Below are 21,109 nucleotides of genomic sequence, written 5' to 3' on the forward strand. Positions count from 1 at the left end.
CTTAATTTATCCTTTGAGCACTGCTACTCTTTTTAAATGATTTTCTCGATAACAGTTGAATTCATAATATTCAGTTGTATAATTCTTGTAAATCTTTTCAATGATTATTTTGTCATACTCTTCTGTAAATTTATGAAATTCTTTTTTTATTTCTTCCGGTAATTCTTCTTTATCAATAGGAATCTCTATTTCTAAGCCTTCTTTTTCAGAGAACTCTAAGGCTATCTTTTTATTTCTCCAATTTATTGTTGTTTCATTTGTTTGAGTAAATACGGAAATATGATCCTGTTCTATAATTCTATTGGATGAACTTATTAATAAAATACAACCGGAACACACCATAGCGGTGTAGCCTATTCTCTTATACAAAGAGTCTTTTATAAAAGGAAGTAAAAATTTTACTGTATAGGAAGATGCAATAGCTCCCAAAGCTATCGTTACACCAAACCAAACTGCATCTTTTGAGAATAATCCCAATGAAATATAGATGATTAACTTCGTAATATGTAAACAAATCTCATTTATAGCCCTTGTAGCAATGATCTCCTCTTTTGAAAGTCCGTATTTGAAGTAAAACCTGTTAAATAATAATCCTATAGCTCCTGTTATTCCTGATATGAAGCCTGCTAAAAAGCCAATTAAGGCTAAAAGTGAATTATTGGATTTTTTCGAATTCTTTTCTAACTTGTCTTTTGATTGTATTAACTGAGCTACATTAGCTATTAAAAAAAGAGAAATTCCGAATTGCAGGTAATCAGGGTTAAGAGATTTCATGAGTGATGCTCCTAAAAATGCAGCAGGAACAGAAAACGGAAAAAACCAAAAGAATATCTTCCAATTAATATGTTTTTTAAAGAAAACTATCCGAGAAGCTGAGCTTGACAGTGTTCCTACTGTTAAAGTAAAAGGGATAGTAGAAGCCGGTAAAAACAAGTTCAATACCGGAATCAGAATCAGACTTGCGCCGCCGCCGCTTATTGCGCTTAGCCAAAAAGCAATGATTGTGGTAAGCCCTAAGAATATTACTTTCAGAATCATATATTAAACTTTTAAAAAGTAATAGCTACCCCCACACCATATTGCTTTCCGTTATAGAAAGGCATTGCAATCTTGTTCGACTTATTTTTACTTTTGAATATCTTTTTTTCGATTACCGGATGTAGCCAATAAGCTACTTTAGTACTTATGATCCCTATTCCGGCTCCTGCTACTACATCAGTAAGCCAATGCCGGTCGTTATACATCCTGAAGAAACCGGTTCCGGCTGCTACCAGATATCCGGTAATACCGTACCAAACAGATATATCTTTGTATTCCTGATATAAAAATTCTGCCCCATGAATGCTGTTGCAGTATGTCCTGAAGGAAATGAATTATTCGTTGAACCGTCAGGTCTTTCTACTTTTGTTGTTGTTTTTAAGGCGTAAACCGTTCCTCCCATCAGAAGGTATGCGGTTGCCAAAATTATTGTTCTGTCTTTAAAATCGTGTTTCCCCTGTAATCCAAGTCCGTTTAAGGCATATACTGAAACAAACGGCGCATATTGAGAAAAGTCATCAATTGTGAATTTTTCATCAATATTTTCATTGAGTTCATGCTTTATTTCAGAATTGTAATACTTAATACCATCACTCTCAATACCAATTATACCATAGCCCACTAAAATAGACGGTATGATTAAAGATTTGTAATCAAACTTCAGCCGTTGATCTTGTATTATGGTATCGTTCTTTATTTGAGCCGACACCGAAAATAAAGACAATAGGGCTACTATTGAAAAAAACACCTTCATGAGACAATTCTATTTTACTTTAACAAATTGTTGTTGTACAAATAATCAGCAGTTTCGTACCAAGCTATCGTTTCTTTTTCAAATTTGGTATCTACTTCTTGTGACTGTAGTTCATTTGTTTCTTCATTCCATAAATACTGGTGGCAATTCTTTTTATTTGACAGAACTAAAACTTCATGATTTGGTTTTAAAAGTCCTAATTTCAAGTATGTAGCAATCAAAGCTCTCGATTGGTAATCATTAGCTTTTACATTGTTACCAAAGAAATTTGAGGTATAGCTCCAATGCAATTGCCCAAATAACGTTGGAAAAATATCAATTTGACTACAAAGTGTTTCTACTTTTTCCGGCTGAATGATATCCTTTCCGTAGATAATAGCCGGAATATGATAATTTTTAACGTCTATCTCGTCTTTTCCTGCACTACTGGCACAATGATCTGCTATAAAAATAAAAACAGTGTTTTTAAACCATGGTTTATCTTTGATTTTTTGGAACATTTCACCGATGGCAAAATCACTATATTTCACAGCTCCGTCTCTTCCCGTTCCTGAAGGAATATCTATTTTTCCTTCCGGATACGTATAAGGTCTGTGATTAGAAGTGGTCATTACAAAATTAAAGAACGGCTTTTGAGCTGCATAGCTTTTGTCTGCTACTTCAATCATTTTGTTATAGATATCTTCATCACATATCCCCCAGGCATTTTCAAAGGTAACTTCTTCGTCTTCAATTAAATGACGCGTTGTTTTTATCTTATCACTCAAAATACTTCCTCTACCTCTATCGTATATATCAAAACCGTTTCCTCCGTAAAAGGCATTCATATTATCAAAATATCCATCTCCTCCGTAAAAGAAGTTGCATTGGTAATTTTTAGCTTTGAAAACGTTAGCAACATTATACAAATTACTGTTATCCGGACGTTTTACAATACTTTGTCCGGGTGTAGGTGGTATAGATAAGGTTACAGCTTCCATTCCTCTTACTGTACGGTTACCGGTAGCGAATAGATTCGTTAAAAATAATCCTTTTTCTGTTAAATTGTCTAAATTTTGCGTTAAATTTCCGTTGTTTCCGAAAGATCTCATAAAGTCAGCGCTCATACTTTCCATTAAAACAAATACTACGTTCGGATGAATTTCTTGCAAAGTATCTGTTATTTCTCTTTTGATACATTCTTTTTCACAAATAAAACGACTGTTCTTTCTGTCTAAATCTTTACGGATAGTAGCAAATGCTTTCTCTTCTGAGATTGTCTCATAAAAAGCGGCATAATCCAACTTGTTATTTCTGAATTCAGAAAAGAAAGAATAGATTCCTGCTTTAGAAATTTCATTGTTGTATCGGTTCTCAGACCATTCAGCCTGATTATTTTTAATAAAAAAGGAATAAAATAAGCAAACAGCCAGACTTCCGCTAAATATTATTGCTCTGTTTTTCATTTCTGTTTTATCCAGAAAAGTATCGCTGAATACTTTATTTTTTACAAACAATACAAACACTAAAGCTACCAGCATTAGTATTGAAGGAATTAAGATAACCAAAGGATAAGATTCATTGATATTTTTAACCACTTCATAAGTGTAAATTAAATAATCTACAGCTACAAAATTAAAACGACAATGAAATTCTTCCCAAAAAGTTATTTCAGCAAAAAAAGTAAACGTAAAGATTAGGGTTACTAATCCCATTCCGAATAAAACAACGGCTTTATCAGCAATAGTTCCTATCCATCTTTTAGGTGTAAATAATAGGTAAAACGATATTATTGTCCATAAAAAGGAAAGGACACCTAAATCAAAAAATAAACCTGTAAAAATGATTCGAATTAATTTTAAAAAACTAAGATCCAGGTCATTTAACTGCCAGATCATGAAAACAATTCTTAGCAGAAATGAAATAAGAATAAAACCTAAGCTAAACCATAATAAGGTCTTGTAACGTTTTGGAAATATGAACATTATAAAGCGGATTGATTAACAGATCAAATTTCCGCACTTCTGCATCTTTTTTACTTAAGAACAGCTTAATGTTAAATTAAGATTTGCTTAAGATTACAACAATCCGTTGTATTTTCTAACAAACCACTCGGTTGCTAGACATAAGGTTAAAAGCAACAGTAACCATTTCCATTCGATCAAAGGCTCTTTGATCACTACTTCTTTCTGAACCGGAAGGTATTCTTTATTTTGAGATAAAAATTGAAGCAGATCCTTTATTTCATTCGGGAAAAAGACTTTACCGTTAGTATTTTGTGCCAACAGCTTTAATCGCTTGAAATCAGGGTTGACGAATTGTTTTTCAATATTAAAATCAAGGACTTCAAAAGAACCCGATTCTTTAGTTTTTGATTTTTTTTCGGTAACGATAAAACTATAATTCCCGGCAGAAAGATTCGCAAAATTTACTTTAAAAGCCCGATTCGCTTTCATAAAATTATAGTTCTTAACCTGATTGGTTTCTTTATTTTTCAATGAAATTGACAATTCTGCATTTTCATCAAATTCATAATTTTTATTAAAGAACTGAGCTGTGATCCCGATAGTTTCGCCACTGTTATAAAAACGCTGGTAATCGATCAGCAGTGTTTTTCTATCTGAATTTGTTGCTAAATATTGTATGATCTTATCCGTCAATAAATCAAAATCTTTGAATGATTTTTGACTTAGGTAACTTTCCATCCGCCATTTCCAGATGTTTTCCCCGAAAAGATACCCTCTTCTTTGATTTCCTTCTTCTTTGAAAGCTAACAAAGGATTAGTTGTTTCGATATTTCTGACCTTAGCAAACAACAATGTATTTTCAGTTCCTGAAGATCGGATAGCTCCGAATTTATTTTCTAACGGCGGAAAATTATTAAAATGAATATCTTCCTGTAAGAAAGCATTAAAAACAGGATTAAAATCCGGAGAATAACTCTCCGTTTGATTGTTCATTCTGAAAACAAAATCATGTTGTACGCTGTTTAAGAAATCGAAATCTGTATTTTTTCCGGTTATGATCCAGGTTCCTAATTTTAGTTTAGCATTTGCATCAAAAATAAATCGGAACTTAGGTGTAGGTTGATACAAAATGACAACATTATATTGACTTAGATCACTTATCTTATCAGGAGTCAGTAACGTAACTTTTCGTTCCTGATTCTTTTCAATACTTCTCTTTAAAGCACCTAAATCGGGATGGTTTATTTCACTGATAATAGCAATTTCCGTTCGTTGGTCAATGACATCAACAACAAATGGCTTGCTGTTGTTTTTTTTATTCTTTTCAACTAAAGAACTACTCAATGTAGCTGTATATTTTTGATTACCGATCACATTTGCCTCCAAATAAACCTGAACAACCTGAGATTGATGTTTGCTGTCAAAATAAACTGATTGTTTAGCAACAACACTTCCCCTATTCATGATTTGTAAAGAAGATTCTATACGCCTTGAACCGTTATAGCTTAAAAATAATTCAACAGGAAACTTATTCTTATGAAAAGCATACGGATTAACATTGATCTTGTCGATCTTTAGGTCCAAAACAGTCGCTGTATCACCCAGCACAACCGGATAGACCGGAGTGTTTTCCGTAAAGCTATATACATAATCATTTCCATAGGTTTGATTACCGTCTGTAACTAAAATAACCGGAGCTTTTCTATTTCTAAAAAGTTGTTTTACTTCCTCGCTAAGTCTCTCTATTTGTGTTTGTTTACCTTTAAAATCTAAAGTTTTAAACGAAGTTATTTTTTGGTCGAACTGAAATACGTGAATATCAAAATTTTCTTTGATATCATGATCTTCCTGAATTGCTTTTAAAACATTTTCAACCTCATTTTCAGCTTTTAAATCAGCTACCGATTCGGAATTATCCAGAAAAACAGGAAGTGGCGTTTTTTCAATTTCGTATTTCTTTGTGCTAAAAACCGGATTGATAAGCAATACAAAAGCTAAACACCAACTTAAAAAACGTAAAAAAGCCAATAAAAAGTACTTAAGCGTTCTTTCATTGGCTTTATACAGGTATTGATAATACGACAAACAAGCAGCTATAATAAAAGCTAAACTCAATAATAATAACGTGCCTGAAGTCATAATAATAGTTTCTTTTTAAGTTAACATTCCACCGTCAACATTCAATACTTGTCCGGTAATATAAGCACTCATATCTGATGCTAAGAACACACAAGCATTTGCTACGTCATCAGGAGTTCCTCCTCTTTTCAACGGAATAGCTTCTCTCCAGCCTTTAACCACCTCTTCATTTAATTTTGCCGTCATTTCTGTTTCAATAAATCCGGGAGCGATTGCATTGCAACGGATATTTCTGGATCCTAGCTCTAAAGCTATCGATTTAGTAAATCCGATCATACCTGCTTTTGATGCAGCATAATTAGCCTGTCCGGCATTTCCTTTAACTCCCACTACACTACTCATGTTGATAATGGAACCGGCTCTGTTTTTTAGCATGGTTCTCTGAACGGCTTTAGTCATATTGAAAACAGACTTCAGGTTGATTTCAATTACTTTATCAAAATCTTCTTCAGACATACGCATTAAAAGGTTGTCTTTTGTTATTCCGGCGTTATTTATTAGGATATCAACCGTACCGAAGTCGGCTAAAACATCGTCAACTAATTTTTGCGCTTCACCGAAATCAGCAGCATTTGATTGGTATCCTTTTGCTTTAATTCCTAAAGCATTTAATTCATTTTCTAATTCCTGAGCTGAAGCAGCAGATGAACTGTACGTAAAAGCAACATTAGCACCGTTCTTGGCAAATATTTCTGCTATTCCTTTCCCGATACCTCTACTGGCTCCGGTAATAATAGCAACTTTTCCTTCTAATAATTTCATTTTTGTCAGTTTGTTAAAAATTTAAAGCAAATATAACAATTTCGATATTATGGATATAGTCTTCCTCTTTTAAAGTTATCCTAATTTTATCTGTCAGTTGTATAAAAAAAGCCTCGGCTAACCGAGGCTTCAAATTTTATATAGAATAGGAAATTATCCTAAAACTTCTTTCACTTTTTTACCGATCTCAGCCGGTGAATCTACTACAAAAATTCCGTTCTCTCTCATGATACGTTTTTTAGCTTCAGCAGTATCATCGGCACCACCTACGATAGCTCCTGCATGTCCCATTGTTCTACCTTTAGGAGCTGTTTCTCCTGCGATAAAACCAACAACCGGTTTACGGTTACCGTCAGCTTTAACCCAACGAGCTGCATCAGCTTCTAATTGTCCACCGATCTCACCGATCATGATGATACATTCCGTTTCTGCATCGTTCATTAGTAATTCAACTGCTTCTTTAGTTGTAGTACCAATGATCGGGTCACCACCGATACCGATTGCAGTTGTGATACCTAATCCTTGTTTTACAACCTGGTCAGCAGCTTCATACGTTAAAGTACCAGATTTAGAAACAATACCTACTTTTCCTTTTTTGAAAACGAAACCAGGCATAATTCCTACTTTTGCTTCTTCAGGAGTAATTACTCCGGGACAGTTAGGTCCGATTAAACGACAACCTTTATCTTTAATATAATCGAATGCTTTGATCATGTCTGCTACAGGAATACCTTCTGTAATACAAATGATTACTTTGATACCGGCTTCTGCAGCTTCCATAATAGCATCTGCAGCAAATGCAGGCGGAACAAATATAATAGAAGTATCGGCACCTACTTGGTCTACTGCATCTTTCACAGTATTGAAAACAGGTTTGTCTAAATGAGTTGAACCACCTTTACCCGGTGTTACACCTCCTACAACGTTTGTACCATATTCAATCATTTGTGATGCATGGAAAGTACCTTCACTACCAGTAAATCCTTGAACAATTATTTTTGAATTTTTATTAACTAAAACGCTCATAGTTTGAGATTATTGATTTGTTATTATTTATTCTACAAAAATAAGTTTTTAAACAAAATAGCCATGTGTTTTTAAAAATATTTTCATGGATTTTTGCTAAATTAGTATCCTTTTAGGGCTTACTTCTTTTGTTTTTATTTATTTTTTAAAATTTCTATGATCTCAGGAATTCTCTTGATATTGGCTAATTGTTTTAATTTTTCACGAGATTCTTCTGCCGGATATCCGAAATAGACTTTTCCGCCATCTAAAGATTTCGAAATCCCCGATTGTGCTAAGACAACAGCTTTAGAACCTATCGTAATACCACTAGTGGTACCTACCTGCCCCATAGCGTTACTTCGTCCTCAATCACTACACAACCGGCTATTCCGGTTTGCGCCGCAATTAAACATTTTTTACCGATCATAGTATCATGCCCCACATGCACCTGATTGTCTATTTTAGTTCCTTCACCGATGGTTGTATCTCCGGTTACTCCTTTGTCTATAGTACACAAAGCACCGATCCCGACATTGTCTTCGATCACTACCCTACCTCCTGAAAGTAACTGGTCAAAGCCTTCCGGACGCTTTTTATAATAAAAAGCATCAGCTCCTAAAATACTTCCGGAATGGATAATAACATTATCTCCGATAACGGTATTATCATACAAGGTTACGTTAGCATGAATCAAACAATTTTTACCGATGACTACATTATGACCAATAAAGCAATTAGGCTGAATAACGGTTCCTTCTCCTATCTCTGCTGTTTCGGAAATGGATATTGAAGCCGAAAGAAAGGGCTTAAAATGCCTGGTCAGCTTATTAAAATCCCGAAAAGGATCGTCAGAAACCAATAAAGCTTTTCCTTCCGGGCATTCAACTTCTTTGTTTATCAAAACAATGGTTGCAGCCGACTGAAGTGCCTTGTCGTAATATTTAGGATGGTCCACAAAAACGATATCTCCCGATTCTACTACGTGAATTTCGTTCATTCCCAAAACGGGAAAATCCGCATTACCGACATAATCACACTCAATGATTGCGGCAATTTCTTTTAAGCTATGTTTTCTATAAAATTTCATCAAAAAACCCCAATAAAACATTGGGGCCGTTTTTTAAAAATTAAACTCTTTCCATATATTTTCCGGTAGCAGTATCAATTTTAACTTTATCACCTTCATTGATAAATAAAGGAACGTTTACTGTTGCTCCGGTTTCTACTGTAGCCGGTTTTGTTGCGTTTGTTGCCGTATTACCTTTAACTCCCGGTTCAGTGTAAGTTATCTCTAATACAACAGAAGCCGGCATATCTACAGCTATAGGCAATTCAGTTTCTGTATTGATCTGAACCATTACATTCTCTCCTTCTTTTAATAGATCAGGAGCATCTAAGATATTTTTGTTTAAGGTAATTTGTTCAAATGTTTCATTATTCATGAAATGAAAATCTTCTCCTTCTCTGTATAAATACTGAAAAGTATGTGTTTCAACACGAACTGTTTCAATTTTATGACCAGCAGAAAAAGTATTATCCAAAACTTTTCCTGTTGTTAATGATTTTAGTTTGGTTCTAACGAAAGCAGGACCTTTTCCTGGTTTTACGTGCAAAAATTCAACGATCTTATAAATATCGTGGTTAAACTTAATACATAATCCGTTTCTAATATCTGCTGTTGTAGCCATGTTTTTTTATTTAATTTTTGTTTATGTTTTAATAAATTCCTGAATACCCTTTCATCACACCTCTCGATGAATCTTTAATAAACTGAATAATTTCATCACGTTCATTTGTAGCTTCCATTTCAGCTTCTATAATTCCTAAAGCTTGTGACGTGTTATAGTTCTTTTGATATAAAATTCGGTAAATATCCTGAATTTCCCTAATTTTTTCTGTTGAAAAACCTCTTCTTCTTAATCCTACTGAGTTGATCCCAACATACGAAAGCGGTTCTCTTGCTGCTTTTGTAAAAGGTGGAACATCTTTACGTACTAATGAACCTCCGGTTACAAAAGAGTGACTTCCGATTGAACAAAACTGATGTACGGCTACCATTCCTGCCAATACTACAAAATCGCCTACTGAAATATGTCCTGCCAGATTAGTATTGTTCGAAAAGATACAATTATCCCCTACTATACAATCGTGTGCAATATGACAGTAGGCCATAATTAAACAGTTCTTTCCGATAACCGTTTTCATACGGTCTGTTGTTCCTCTGTTGATGGTTACACATTCGCGGATCGTGGTATTGTCACCAATCTCAACAATAGTGTCTTCTCCTTGATATTTCAGATCCTGTGGTGGTGCAGAGATCACTGCTCCCGGGAAAATATTACAGTTTTTTCCGATGCGGGCTCCTTCCATGATGGTTACATTAGAGCCTATCCAGGTTCCTTCCCCTATTTCAACATTGTTGTGAATGGTTGTGAAAGGATCAATTACGACATTTCTTGCGATTTTTGCCCCCGGATGAACGTATGCTAACGGTTGATTCATATTTTGAAATGTTTTTTAATCTAAAGGATTATTTTGATTTAACAATTTGAGCCATTAATTCGGCTTCTGTCACCAATCTACCATTAGCATAAGCATAACCCTGCATGTGGCAAATTCCTCTTCGTATCGGTGATAACAACTCTAATTTAAAGAACAATGTATCACCGGGAAGTACCGGATGTTTAAAACGTACATTATCAATTTTCATGAAGTAAGTTAAATAATTTTCCGGATCGGGAACGGTACTTAATACTAAAACACCTCCGGCCTGTGCCATTGCTTCAATTTGTAAGACTCCTGGCATAACTGGCGCTCCCGGAAAATGTCCCACAAAGAACGGTTCGTTCATGGTTACATTTTTTAACCCTACTACATGAGTATCTGATAATTCCAGAATTTTGTCAACCAACAAAAACGGAGGTCTGTGCGGTAGTAATCCCATGATTTGGTTTACGTCCAAAGCCGGTTGCTGATTGATGTCGTATTTCGGTACTTGATTGCGTTCTTCTAATTTGATAATTTTAGACATCTTTTTAGCAAACTGAGTGTTTACAAAATGCCCCGGTTTATTAGCAATAACTTTACCTTTTATTTTTGTCCCGATCAATGCTAAATCTCCTAAAACGTCTAATAATTTGTGGCGGGCAGCTTCATTAGGGTAATGTAAGGTAAGATTGTCTAAAATACCGTTAGGTTTAACTGAAATATTATCTTTATCGAAAGCCTTTTTTAAATTTTCCATTGTTTCAGAGGAGATTTCCTTGTCCACATAAACAATAGCATTATTCAAATCACCACCTTTAATTAATCCGTTATTCAGTAAAGCTTCCAACTCATGTAAGAAACTGAAAGTTCTTGAATCGGCAATTTCAGTTTTAAATTCTTTAATATTTTTCATAGTAGCATTTTGAGTGCCTAAAACTTTAGTCCCAAAATCTACCATAGCAGTTACATAATATTCGTCATGTGGAATAACTGTAATTTCACTTCCTGTAGCTTCATCTGTATAGGAAATAACTTCTTTTACTTCAAAAACTCTGCGCTCAGCATTTTGTTCTACAATTTCAGCCTTTTCCAAAGCTTCAACAAAATATTTGGATGAACCGTCCATAATAGGAAGTTCAGAAGCATCTAATTCGATAATAATATTGTCAATATCGCAACCTACAACAGCAGCCAATACATGTTCCGGAGTCTGGATCTTTACTCCTTTTTTCTCTAGGTTTGTACCTCTTTGCGTATTTACAACATAATTAGCATCAGCTTCAATAACCGGTTCTCCTTCCAGATCAACACGAACAAAAGTTATCCCGTTGTTAATCGGAGCCGGTTTAAAAGTCATTGTCACTTCTTGACCGGTGTGAAGCCCCACACCTTTTAATGAAATTTCATTACCAATGGTTGTTTGTTTAACCATGACGATTTATATTAGTTTAGTTGTTATTCTTCTTCAAATTTTCTAAATCGGCTACGATTTTAGGTAAGTTCTTAAAATGTACAAAGGATTTTGCAAAATCAGCATAACCGAATGCCGGGCTTCCCTGTACGGCTTCATTGTCTTTTAAACTTTTACCGATTCCTGATTGTGCCTGAATACGAACATTATCTCCGATGGTAATATGTCCTACAATACCCACTTGCCCACCGATCTGACAATTTTTACCGATTTTTGTTGAACCTGCTACTCCGGTTTGTGAAGCGATCACCGTATTTTCTCCGATTTCAACATTATGAGCGATCTGAATTTGATTGTCTAATTTGACTCCTTTTCTGATTACTGTTGAACCCAATGTTGCTCTGTCTATTGTAGTACAAGAACCGATCTCAACATTATCTTCAATAATTACATTACCTATTTGCGGTACTTTTTTATAGGTTCCGTCTTCCTGTGGTGCAAAACCGAAACCATCCGATCCGATAATACTTCCTGAATGAATGGTACAATTATTACCAATAACCGTTTCAGAATAGATTCTGACACCTGCAAACAGAATAGTATTATCTCCTATCACTACATTATCGCCTATAAAACTGTTCGGATAAATCTTTACGTTATTTCCTATAGTTACATTTTTTCCGACATAACTAAAACTTCCCAGATACAGATCATCACCATAAGTAACTCCTTCAGAAATAGCGCTGGGTTGTTCAATACCGGATTTCATCAGTTTTACCTGATTGTAATACTCTAATAGCGTTGAAAACGCTTTGTAAGCATCTTCTACTTTTATTAAAGTAGTTTGTATTTCCTGTTCCGGTTCAAAAGATTTGTTAACTATTGTTACCGTTGCATTTGTTGTATATATATGATTGATATATTTCGGGTTAGCCAGAAATGTCAAAGCACCTTCTGTTCCTTCTTCAATTTTAGCTAATTTAAAGACCTCTGCGTTAGGGTTTCCTACCACTTCTCCTTCTAAAATTCCAGCTATTTGCTCTGCAGTAAATTTCATTAAATTAAAATTTAAGATAAATCTCTATGGTTAAAATAGCACCTTATAGTATTACTTTAACCCGACAAAAATATAAAATTAAATTAAAAACCTCCTTTTCCTAAGATGACTTTTGGAAAACAAATAAAATATTTAGTAACGGGTTTTGACAATGCTTTCAAGTGTAATTGATCCGATGCTTCTACTACATCTTCAATGGTTTTATCTTTCTTCAGAATCCTAATCGGCTCACTCTGTTTGTTATAAGCCTGGTTTTTCAGATTCCCTTTAAAAACAAAATAGTCTAACTCTTTATCGGAAAGTCCTGTCATTTTTGCATATTCTTCTTTGTAAGGCAGTAGTGTTTCTTTTGTTGGCTTTTCATCCATCATTTTAATCTTTAGTAAGTCTCTGTTAATAATCATCTTACATAAAGAACTTAGCACTATATCTTCATTGAACTGCCATGCTTTTACAGCGCTTAAAACATCATAATCATCTAAATAAGAGAACATCTCTAAAACAAAAGCATCAAATTGTTCGATTTTAATTTTTTTCTCCAAAAAATATTGCAGTGGCTTGCTAGCCTCTAAAATGACTCCTTTGTGATACAATTCTTTCGCTCTTTTCAGGATTTTAACCAGAGTAAGTTCGGCAACTACAGATGTTTTATGCAAATAGGCCTGCCAATACATCAAACGACGGGCAACTAAAAATTTTTCTACGGAATAAATTCCTTTTTCTTCGATAACCAGTGTATCATCTTCTACATTCATCATTTGGATCAAACGTTCGCTATTGATGTTTCCTTCCGCTACACCACTGTAAAAGCTATCCCGTTTCAGATAGTCCATTCTATCCATATCCAATTGACTGGAAATTAATTGCAACATGAATTTACGATGGTATTCTCCTTTAAAAACTTTAATAGCCAGTGCTAGTTGTCCTTCAAACTCCACATCCAATTGCTCCATAAATAAGAGCGATATCTGTTCGTGCTGAATATCTTCTACAATGCTGTGCTCCATAGCATGACTAAAAGGACCATGTCCGATATCATGCAACAAAATAGCAATATACAGCGCATTCTCTTCTTCCGGAGAAATAGCAATGCCTTTGAAACGTAGTGTTTGCACAGCTTTTTGCATAATATGCATACAGCCTAAGGCATGGTGAAAACGGGTATGATGCGCTCCCGGATAGACCAGATAAGACATCCCCATTTGAGAGATACGACGTAATCTTTGAAAATAAGGATGTTGGATCAGATCGTAAATTAATGTATTCGGAATTGTGATAAATCCGTAAATAGGATCGTTAAATATTTTGAGTTTATTGGTTTGGCTCACGAATTAAAAATTTTCCAACAAATATAGGAATAAAATCTGCTTTAAAAATTTTATACAAAAACAGCTTTTTTGATTAGAATAAAACTTAAAAATTAACATTTTTTGTTTTATTTGACATATTAAATTCAATAAATTTGACCGTTAAATGATAATTTGATATCTAATTTTAATTTGATAAGAATATGATGTATAATTTAAAACAAAAATTGGATAAATTTCAAGCAAAAATAGAATTATCCGAAATACTTTCCCGATTACAAATAGCTGAAAATAGCGCGTTCCAATACGAAGGTATCAGATATCGTTTAAAAAATTCCAACGGAGAAAAAGATAATTTTTTTCAATTTGACCTATTAGAAACGGATAAGATATACCATATTGATGCGATCAGGAAATTATCTATCGATTATCGTTTACGATTTTTAGACACCAAATATTATAAAAATGATTATCAGGAAAGTACTATTCATAAAATCGCTGATTTTGAAGAAAAACACGGAACTGAACTAGCCAATTTTAAAATACTGGCTCCTAAAGATAGTTTTAAGTTAGATAATTATGATGATCCTTTACTGTTTATGACCTTAGGTAACGATCATTACTATTTGTTAGACCATTGGGGAAATGATCTGCACTGGTCAAAAAAATTAATGGCTTGGCCTTTAAAGAATCTAACAAACCTTATTTTCTCTACAGCACTACTAAGTTTGCTGACGACTAATCTTGTAAATCTGGGATCAGGAAATACGTTAACAGATGTCCAATTCTTAATTATTTTATTATTTAGTTGGAAATGGATCATTGCTATTACTTTTTTCTTCCTGATCAAAAAAGGGAACAATGTAAGTGAATACAACTGGAATAGTCCATTCTATAATCATTGATCGAATTTAACAACCTGATTTTTTCAAAGAAGTGCTCATTTACAGAGCGAAATATGAGCGATAAAAAATCTTAATAATGAGATTCCTCTCGTTCAGAATGAGAATAAAAACGTAAACAATCCATAAGTTAATAATCCAACTTCAGTTGATTGTTTTTTACATTATTACAATACTAAAGCTTTCTTTCTACAAGGAAGCTTTTCGTTTTTTGTATGCTTCGCACATTTTTTCAGAAACACAGTAGCATAATGAAATTTTTTAAACAAATTTTATACAATCTTTAATAAAATCTTCGTTTAATTAATAGTAAATTGCGCATTAAAATAGATACTATGAACAAAATCAAAATATTATGGGTTGATGATGAAATCGACCTGTTAAAACCTCATATATTATTCCTAGAAAAGAAAAATTACGAAGTAATAACTTGTAATAACGGCCAGGATGCTATTGATCTATTTGACGAAAACAACTTTGATATCGTTTTTTTAGATGAAAACATGCCCGGATTGAGCGGTTTAGAAACACTAGCTGAGATCAAAGAAAGAAAATCTTCGGTTCCGGTAATCATGATCACAAAAAGTGAAGAAGAATACATCATGGAAGAAGCGATCGGTTCTAAAATTGCCGATTATCTGATCAAGCCGGTCAATCCGAACCAAATTTTACTAAGCTTAAAGAAAAATTTAGATCACTCCCGATTGGTTTCAGAGAAAACAACCTTAGACTACCAGAAGGAATTTCGAAAAATTGCCATGGACTTAGCAATGGTTAATTCCTTTGAAGACTGGATCGAACTATACAAAAAATTGGTGTATTGGGAAATGGAACTCGAAAATATTGATGACCAAAGTATGGTAGAAATATTGGAAAGTCAGAAGACTGAAGCAAATGTTCAATTCGGAAAATTCATTGAAAAAAACTACGAAGACTGGATTCAGGATCCGGATGATGCTCCTGTGTTATCGCATCAGCTTTTCGGAAAATTAGTAGCTCCTGAGATCCGTAAAAAAGATAAACCCATTCTTTTTGTCGTGATCGACAACTTGAGATATGACCAATGGAAAGCCTTTGAGAACATTGTGAACAATTACTATAAATTAGAAAAAGAAGTAAGCTACTACTCTATTCTTCCTACTGCGACTCAATATGCCAGAAATGCTATTTTCTCAGGTCTATTACCTTTAGAAATGGAAAAGAAATTTCCTCAATACTGGAAAAATGATGTTGACGATGGCGGAAAAAACTTGTTTGAAGCCGAATTTTTAACTGAGCAATTAAAACGTTTAGGTTTAAACATTAAACAAGAATATTACAAGATCACTAATTTTAAAGACGGAAAAAAATTAGTTGAAAATTTCAAAGCACTAAAAAATAACGAACTTACTACTGTTGTTTACAACTTTGTAGACATGCTTTCACATTCTAAAACAGAAATGGAAGTGGTAAAAGAGCTGGCTTCAAATGATAAAGCCTATCGTTCTTTGACTGTTAGCTGGTTTAAAAATTCGCCTTTACTTGAAATTATCCAACAAGCACAACAATTAGGTTTTAGACTAATACTAACAACCGACCACGGAACCATTAACTGTAAAAATCCTTCCAAAGTGATCGGTGATAAAAATACATCATTAAATCTTCGTTATAAAACAGGTCGCAGTCTGACTTACGAAGAAAAAGATGTTTATGCTGTGAAAGATCCTAAAAAAATAGGGTTACCGGCGATCAACATGAGTAGTTCTTTTATTTTTGCAAAAAACGACTTATTTTTAGCCTACGTTAATAATTATAATCATTACGTAAGTTATTATCGCAATACATATCAACACGGCGGAATTTCACTGGAAGAAATGATCATTCCGTTTTTAGTATTAGAACCGAAATAAACCGTTTATAGCAGTAAAATATATGACCCTGACTTACTCTTTAGATGAAATTGAGAACGTGGCTAAAGAAATTTTAGCCATTCCTCTGTTAAAAAAGGTAATTACTTTTCACGCCGAAATGGGTGCCGGAAAAACAACACTTATTAAAGCTTTGGTCAAAGAGCTAGGAGTTGCTGATAATTCCAGCAGTCCTACTTTTTCTTTGGTTAATGAATACGAAGATCTGAATGGAGATCCGGTTTATCATTTTGATCTTTATCGTTTAAATTCGGAAGAAGAAGCTTATGATATGGGTATTGATGAATATTTTTATTCCGGGAATTGGTGCTTTATCGAATGGCCGGAAAAAACACCAAACCTGATCCCAATAGACCATGCTGCTATTTCCATAAAAGTAAAACCTGGAGGAAAAAGAGAATTACAAATCAAAAACTAATGATGTCCTTACCCCAAACACTAACAGCAGACAGCCTTATATTTGATCTGGACGGTACTCTCTGGGATGCTTCAGAAAGTACTGCAAAGGCATGGAATCAAGCACTTGAAGAGTTTGGTCAGAAAAACCATTCCATCAATGCTGAACAGGTACGTTCGTTTTCAGGTCAGAGAGTTGAGATCATTCTGAAAGAGAATTTTTCTTTTCTCACGGAAAAAGATATTGATCTTTTTTTTGAGACCTATAAGAAAAACGAAACGATTTATTTACAAAAAGAAGGCGGTTCCTTATTTCCGGATGTAAAAGAAACACTAGAGCAGCTTAAAGAAAGGTACAATTTATTCATTGTCAGCAATTGCTTATCCGGATATATCGAGAATTTTTTAAATTTCCACGAACTGAACCATTTATTTAACGATTTTGAATGTTCCGGTAATACAGGACAACCTAAGACCTATAACATAAAACAGGTTATTCAGAGAAATCAATTAAAAACTCCTGTATACATAGGTGATACCATATGGGATTTTGAAGCAGCACAGAATAATAATATCCCCTTTGTATATGCTCAATATGGCTTTGGTACGATTGAATTACCTTCATTTTATATCCGGCAGTTCAGAGAATTACTGGATTAAATTTTAATAAAATCACTTTCAGAAAGTTAACAGAATGAAGAATTCCTATTTTATTCCCTGTAAAATTAAATTTCTGATTCCTGAACGCTTTTAAATCTTTATTTTTTTTCCTAAATTGGCACTCCTTAACTAAAACCAAAATATGGCTATTTTCAGTCCGTTTTCAAAAGCTCAGTTGCTTCCTCAGGAAGAAAAGCTTGAAGTTACAAAACACAAGAGCGAGTTATTTATCGGAATTCCTAAAGAAATTGCTTATCAAGAAAGAAGAATTTGTTTAGCTCCCGATGCAGTCGCCTCTTTAATTTCTCACGGACACCGGGTTTTAATTGAAGCCGGAGCCGGAGAAAGTTCCAGCTATGCCGACAAAGAATACCAAGATGCTGGGGCTGAAGTAACGAACGATACACAAAAGGTTTTTAGTTGCCCGATGATACTGAAAGTAGAACCGCCAACATTACCTGAAATAGAAATGATGAACCCACAAACGATTCTCATTTCAGCAATCCAGTTAAAAACACAACGCAAGGAATATTTTCAGGCTCTGGCACAAAAAAGGATTACAGCATTAGCCTTTGAATTTATAAAAGATGAAGACGGCTCTTACCCTGCGGTACGTTCTCTCTCAGAAATTGCAGGAATTGCCTCTATCCATATCGCAGCCGAGTTAATGATTAATCAGAATATCGGTAAAGGATTGCTTTTCGGGAATATTACAGGTGTTCCTCCTACTGAAGTTGTAATCATAGGATCCGGAACCGTTGCAGAATATGCAGCACGAACAGCTCTCGGCTTAGGTGCCAATGTAAAAGTTTTTGACAACTCGATCACTAAATTACGTCGCCTTCAGAACACCTTAAACCAAAGAATCTTTACATCAACCATACAAGAAAAAATACTTTTAAAAGCACTGAGACGTTGTGATGTAGCCATCGGAGCCATGCGCGGCAAAAACCGAGCTCCTATAGTCGTTACTGAAACCATGGTTGAATATATGAAAAAAGGCGCTGTTATTGTGGATGTAAGTATTGACACCGGTGGTTGTTTTGAAACCTCAGAAGTGACCACTCATGATAAACCAACATTTATTAAGAACAATGTAATTCACTATTGTGTGCCTAATATCCCTTCGAGATATTCCAAAACGGCATCAATGTCTATCAGTAATATTATTTCTCCTTTCTTACTGCATATTGCTGATGACGGCGGAATTGAAAGTGCCATTCGTTGCAATCGCGGTTTAAAGAACGGGATCTACATGTATCATGGCTTATTAACCAACAGATCTATAGCCGATTGGTTTAGCCTGGAATTCAGAGATATTAATTTAATCGTTTTCTAACCACAATGTTCTTTCGTTAAATTTGTTAAAAGAATATAAATATTAAGCGCCAATACAAAATTTAGTTTTTACCTTTGGCAAAAAGAATTTAGAAGAATGAAATTCAAATTTCGATTAGCCTATTATTTATTCGGGCTTTTTATTGGTATTTATTTTGTAGTTTATTTTTTAGGTGCTAAAGCAAAATCAAGAGGTGTTGAATTCTGTTATTTACCCAATTGCAGAGTTTTACAGGATTTACGAAAAAAACCTTTAGATATAACTCCGGAAGCGGATCAACAATTGCACCAAGGCTGGGTAAATCTTGATGATATAAAAAAGACATTAGAATATGGTGATGTAGATTTTTCTCAAAGTAATAAAGCTTACAAAAAAGGTAAAATTTATGTCATAGAGGGCAAAAATGCTAAAAATGAAGAAATTACCATAACTATGATTAATTACCCTAGTAAAGCTGTTTTAGAAAAAGTAGAAAAAAATTAAAAAATATTTTCAAAACGCTTGCAAATATAAATAATGGGTGTATATTTGCACTCGCATTTCAGAAGTAGAAATGTTAATACAAAAGGGCGATTAGCTCAGCTGGTTCAGAGCACCTCGTTTACACCGAGGGGGTCGGGGGTTCGAATCCCTCATCGCCCACAAAAATTTAATCCCGCTTTAAGCGGGATTTTTTATTTCTTCCTATTTCTTTTTTCTCATTCTTATCGAATATTCAACATTACTGAACTTTAACATCAATTAACCTTTAAAAGTTTTATCTAAACTTAAGATAAGCCAATTTTACCGTTCAAAAAACTTAAAAACCATTTCAAAAGAATTTATGAAGAAAAACATTTTACCATTAGCGCTGGGAGGTCTCGGCATTGGCACTACAGAATTTGTAATTATGGGCTTACTACCCGACGTAGCTCAAAACTTACAGATCAGTATCCCCAAGCCGGTCATCTAATTTCAGCCTATGCTTTAGGAGTGGTTATCGGCGCTCCGGTTTTAGTTGCTCTTTCCTCTCAACATCCTCCTAAAAAGATTTTAATGTATCTAATGGCTATTTTTACATTGTTCAACGGACTTTCTGCCTTAGCGCCTGATTATTGGAGTTTACTCATTTTACGTTTCTTATCCGGATTGCCACACGGAGCCTTTTTCGGTGTTGGTACAGTTGTTGCCACCCGACTGGCATCTCCCGGAAAACAAGCACAAAGTATCGCCATGATGTTCACCGGATTAACCATAGCAAATTTAGCAATGGTACCATTAGTAACTTATATAGGTCATACATATACCTGGAGATGGGCATTTGGTATAGTAGCTATTTTAGGTCTTATAACACTAATAACCTTAAAAACATTATTACCGTTTTTACCACGATTAAGTAGCAATACAGGAAGATCCGAATTTGCTTTTCTTCAATCAAAACAAGCCTGGCACGTCATACTCATTACAGCGATAGGTTTCGGAGGATTATTTGCCTGGTTCAGCTATATATCACCATTAATGACCGAAGTATCCGGTTTTTCAGAAGACAGTACGGCTTATATTATGATCCTGGCTGGCGCCGGAATGGTTTTCGGTAATATATTAGGAGGTATTTTAGCTGATAAAATGAGCCCTTCAAAAGCAAGTGCACTTTTACTTTTTATAATGACTTTAGCATTAATTACCGTATTTTTCTTTTCAGAATATAAATTTATTGCTTTAATTCTGACTTTTATTTGCGGCGCCTTATCCATGTCTGTTTCTTCACCTATCAACATGATGATGCTCTCTTCTGCAAAAAATTCAGAAATGATTGCCGCAGCCTTCATGCAAGCCGCATTCAACATCGCCAATACTTTAGGTGCCTTTTTTGGCGGACTTCCTTTAGAGAACGGGCTTTCTTACAATTATCCTTCTTTAGTTGGTGCGCTAATGGCTTTCTCAGGATTCCTATTAAGCTTAGCCTATATCAAAAAATACCGAAATCAAAGTACATAAAAAAAGGCTGTTAAAAACA

The 21,109-nt window shown here is 34.4% G+C and carries 19 protein-coding genes, 1 tRNA gene and 1 pseudogene; 8 read left to right on the forward strand and 13 right to left on the reverse strand.

The genetic code is table 11. The features are described 5' to 3' along the window. Positions 1-6 precede the first annotated feature (6 nt). The 13 genes and pseudogenes from DI487_RS15055 to DI487_RS15110 all read right to left on the reverse strand — a co-directional run bounded on the left by DI487_RS15055 (position 7) and on the right by DI487_RS15110 (position 13,930). On the reverse strand, positions 7-1,038 hold the full coding sequence (locus DI487_RS15055) for a sulfite exporter TauE/SafE family protein (RefSeq protein WP_109570380.1): 1,032 nt from the start codon (positions 1,036-1,038) through the stop codon (positions 7-9). An 11-nt stretch (positions 1,039-1,049) separates the two neighbouring features. Beyond that, the gene (locus tag DI487_RS16660) at positions 1,050-1,370 is read right to left on the reverse strand and encodes a phosphatase PAP2 family protein (protein WP_317046292.1); all 321 of its coding nucleotides are present in this window, start codon (positions 1,368-1,370) and stop codon (positions 1,050-1,052) included. Further along, positions 1,268-1,792, reverse strand: coding sequence for a phosphatase PAP2 family protein (locus tag DI487_RS15060; protein ID WP_317046233.1), 525 nt, complete (start codon positions 1,790-1,792; stop codon positions 1,268-1,270). Before DI487_RS15060 ends, DI487_RS16660 begins: the two co-directional genes overlap by 103 nt. Before the next feature lie 14 nt (positions 1,793-1,806). After that, the gene (locus DI487_RS15065) at positions 1,807-3,669 is read right to left on the reverse strand and encodes an LTA synthase family protein (RefSeq protein ID WP_245896448.1); all 1,863 of its coding nucleotides are present in this window, start codon (positions 3,667-3,669) and stop codon (positions 1,807-1,809) included. A gap of 180 nt (positions 3,670-3,849) precedes the next feature. After that, complete coding sequence (locus DI487_RS15070; RefSeq protein WP_109570382.1) at positions 3,850-5,877, reverse strand: hypothetical protein; 2,028 nt, start codon at positions 5,875-5,877, stop codon at positions 3,850-3,852. A 15-nt stretch (positions 5,878-5,892) separates the two neighbouring features. Next, a complete protein-coding gene (gene fabG, locus DI487_RS15075; RefSeq protein WP_109570383.1) occupies positions 5,893-6,639 on the reverse strand; it encodes a 3-oxoacyl-[acyl-carrier-protein] reductase in 747 nt (248 codons plus the stop codon). Positions 6,640-6,792: 153 nt separating this feature from the next. After that, positions 6,793-7,665 carry a succinate--CoA ligase subunit alpha gene (gene sucD, locus DI487_RS15080; protein ID WP_109570384.1) on the reverse strand — a complete coding sequence of 291 codons (873 nt, stop codon included), beginning with the start codon at positions 7,663-7,665 and terminating at the stop codon, positions 6,793-6,795. 134 nt (positions 7,666-7,799) lie between these two features. Beyond that, positions 7,800-8,734, reverse strand: a pseudogene (locus DI487_RS15085) (UDP-3-O-(3-hydroxymyristoyl)glucosamine N-acyltransferase). Between the two features lie 40 nt (positions 8,735-8,774). Beyond that, on the reverse strand, positions 8,775-9,335 hold the full coding sequence (gene efp, locus DI487_RS15090; RefSeq protein ID WP_109570385.1) for an elongation factor P: 561 nt from the start codon (positions 9,333-9,335) through the stop codon (positions 8,775-8,777). Between the two features lie 28 nt (positions 9,336-9,363). Next, a complete protein-coding gene (gene lpxA / locus DI487_RS15095) occupies positions 9,364-10,149 on the reverse strand; it encodes an acyl-ACP--UDP-N-acetylglucosamine O-acyltransferase (protein ID WP_109570386.1) in 786 nt (261 codons plus the stop codon). Between the two features lie 28 nt (positions 10,150-10,177). Then, on the reverse strand, positions 10,178-11,566 hold the full coding sequence (locus DI487_RS15100; RefSeq protein ID WP_109570387.1) for a bifunctional UDP-3-O-[3-hydroxymyristoyl] N-acetylglucosamine deacetylase/3-hydroxyacyl-ACP dehydratase: 1,389 nt from the start codon (positions 11,564-11,566) through the stop codon (positions 10,178-10,180). Positions 11,567-11,582: 16 nt separating this feature from the next. Beyond that, positions 11,583-12,602, reverse strand: coding sequence for a UDP-3-O-(3-hydroxymyristoyl)glucosamine N-acyltransferase (gene lpxD, locus DI487_RS15105; protein WP_109570388.1), 1,020 nt, complete (start codon positions 12,600-12,602; stop codon positions 11,583-11,585). Positions 12,603-12,685: 83 nt separating this feature from the next. Then, positions 12,686-13,930, reverse strand: coding sequence for an HD domain-containing protein (locus DI487_RS15110; protein WP_109570389.1), 1,245 nt, complete (start codon positions 13,928-13,930; stop codon positions 12,686-12,688). Between the two features lie 206 nt (positions 13,931-14,136). Here DI487_RS15110 and DI487_RS15115 point away from each other — a divergent pair, with 206 nt between their 5' ends. The 8 genes from DI487_RS15115 (at position 14,137) to DI487_RS15150 (ending at position 21,090) form a co-directional block, all read left to right on the forward strand. Next, positions 14,137-14,814 (forward strand): hypothetical protein, encoded by a 678-nt coding sequence (locus tag DI487_RS15115; protein WP_146193492.1) that lies wholly within the window; start codon positions 14,137-14,139, stop codon positions 14,812-14,814. 332 nt (positions 14,815-15,146) lie between these two features. Further along, positions 15,147-16,700 (forward strand): T9SS response regulator signal transducer PorX, encoded by a 1,554-nt coding sequence (gene porX, locus DI487_RS15120; RefSeq protein ID WP_109570391.1) that lies wholly within the window; start codon positions 15,147-15,149, stop codon positions 16,698-16,700. A 22-nt stretch (positions 16,701-16,722) separates the two neighbouring features. Beyond that, complete coding sequence (tsaE, locus tag DI487_RS15125) at positions 16,723-17,136, forward strand: tRNA (adenosine(37)-N6)-threonylcarbamoyltransferase complex ATPase subunit type 1 TsaE (RefSeq protein ID WP_109570392.1); 414 nt, start codon at positions 16,723-16,725, stop codon at positions 17,134-17,136. After that, positions 17,136-17,774 carry an HAD family hydrolase gene (locus DI487_RS15130; protein ID WP_170108222.1) on the forward strand — a complete coding sequence of 213 codons (639 nt, stop codon included), beginning with the start codon at positions 17,136-17,138 and terminating at the stop codon, positions 17,772-17,774. Before tsaE ends, DI487_RS15130 begins: the two co-directional genes overlap by 1 nt. A 142-nt stretch (positions 17,775-17,916) precedes the next feature. Next, positions 17,917-19,113 (forward strand): alanine dehydrogenase, encoded by a 1,197-nt coding sequence (locus DI487_RS15135; RefSeq protein ID WP_109570394.1) that lies wholly within the window; start codon positions 17,917-17,919, stop codon positions 19,111-19,113. A gap of 96 nt (positions 19,114-19,209) precedes the next feature. After that, the gene (locus DI487_RS15140) at positions 19,210-19,596 is read left to right on the forward strand and encodes a DUF4258 domain-containing protein (RefSeq protein WP_109570395.1); all 387 of its coding nucleotides are present in this window, start codon (positions 19,210-19,212) and stop codon (positions 19,594-19,596) included. 84 nt (positions 19,597-19,680) lie between these two features. After that, a tRNA-Val gene (locus DI487_RS15145) sits at positions 19,681-19,755 on the forward strand. 330 nt (positions 19,756-20,085) lie between these two features. After that, complete coding sequence (locus DI487_RS15150) at positions 20,086-21,090, forward strand: MFS transporter (RefSeq protein WP_317046234.1); 1,005 nt, start codon at positions 20,086-20,088, stop codon at positions 21,088-21,090. Positions 21,091-21,109: the final 19 nt, after the last annotated feature.

The organism is Flavobacterium sediminis, assembly GCF_003148385.1.
Classification (GTDB): Bacteria; Bacteroidota; Bacteroidia; order Flavobacteriales; family Flavobacteriaceae; genus Flavobacterium; species Flavobacterium sediminis.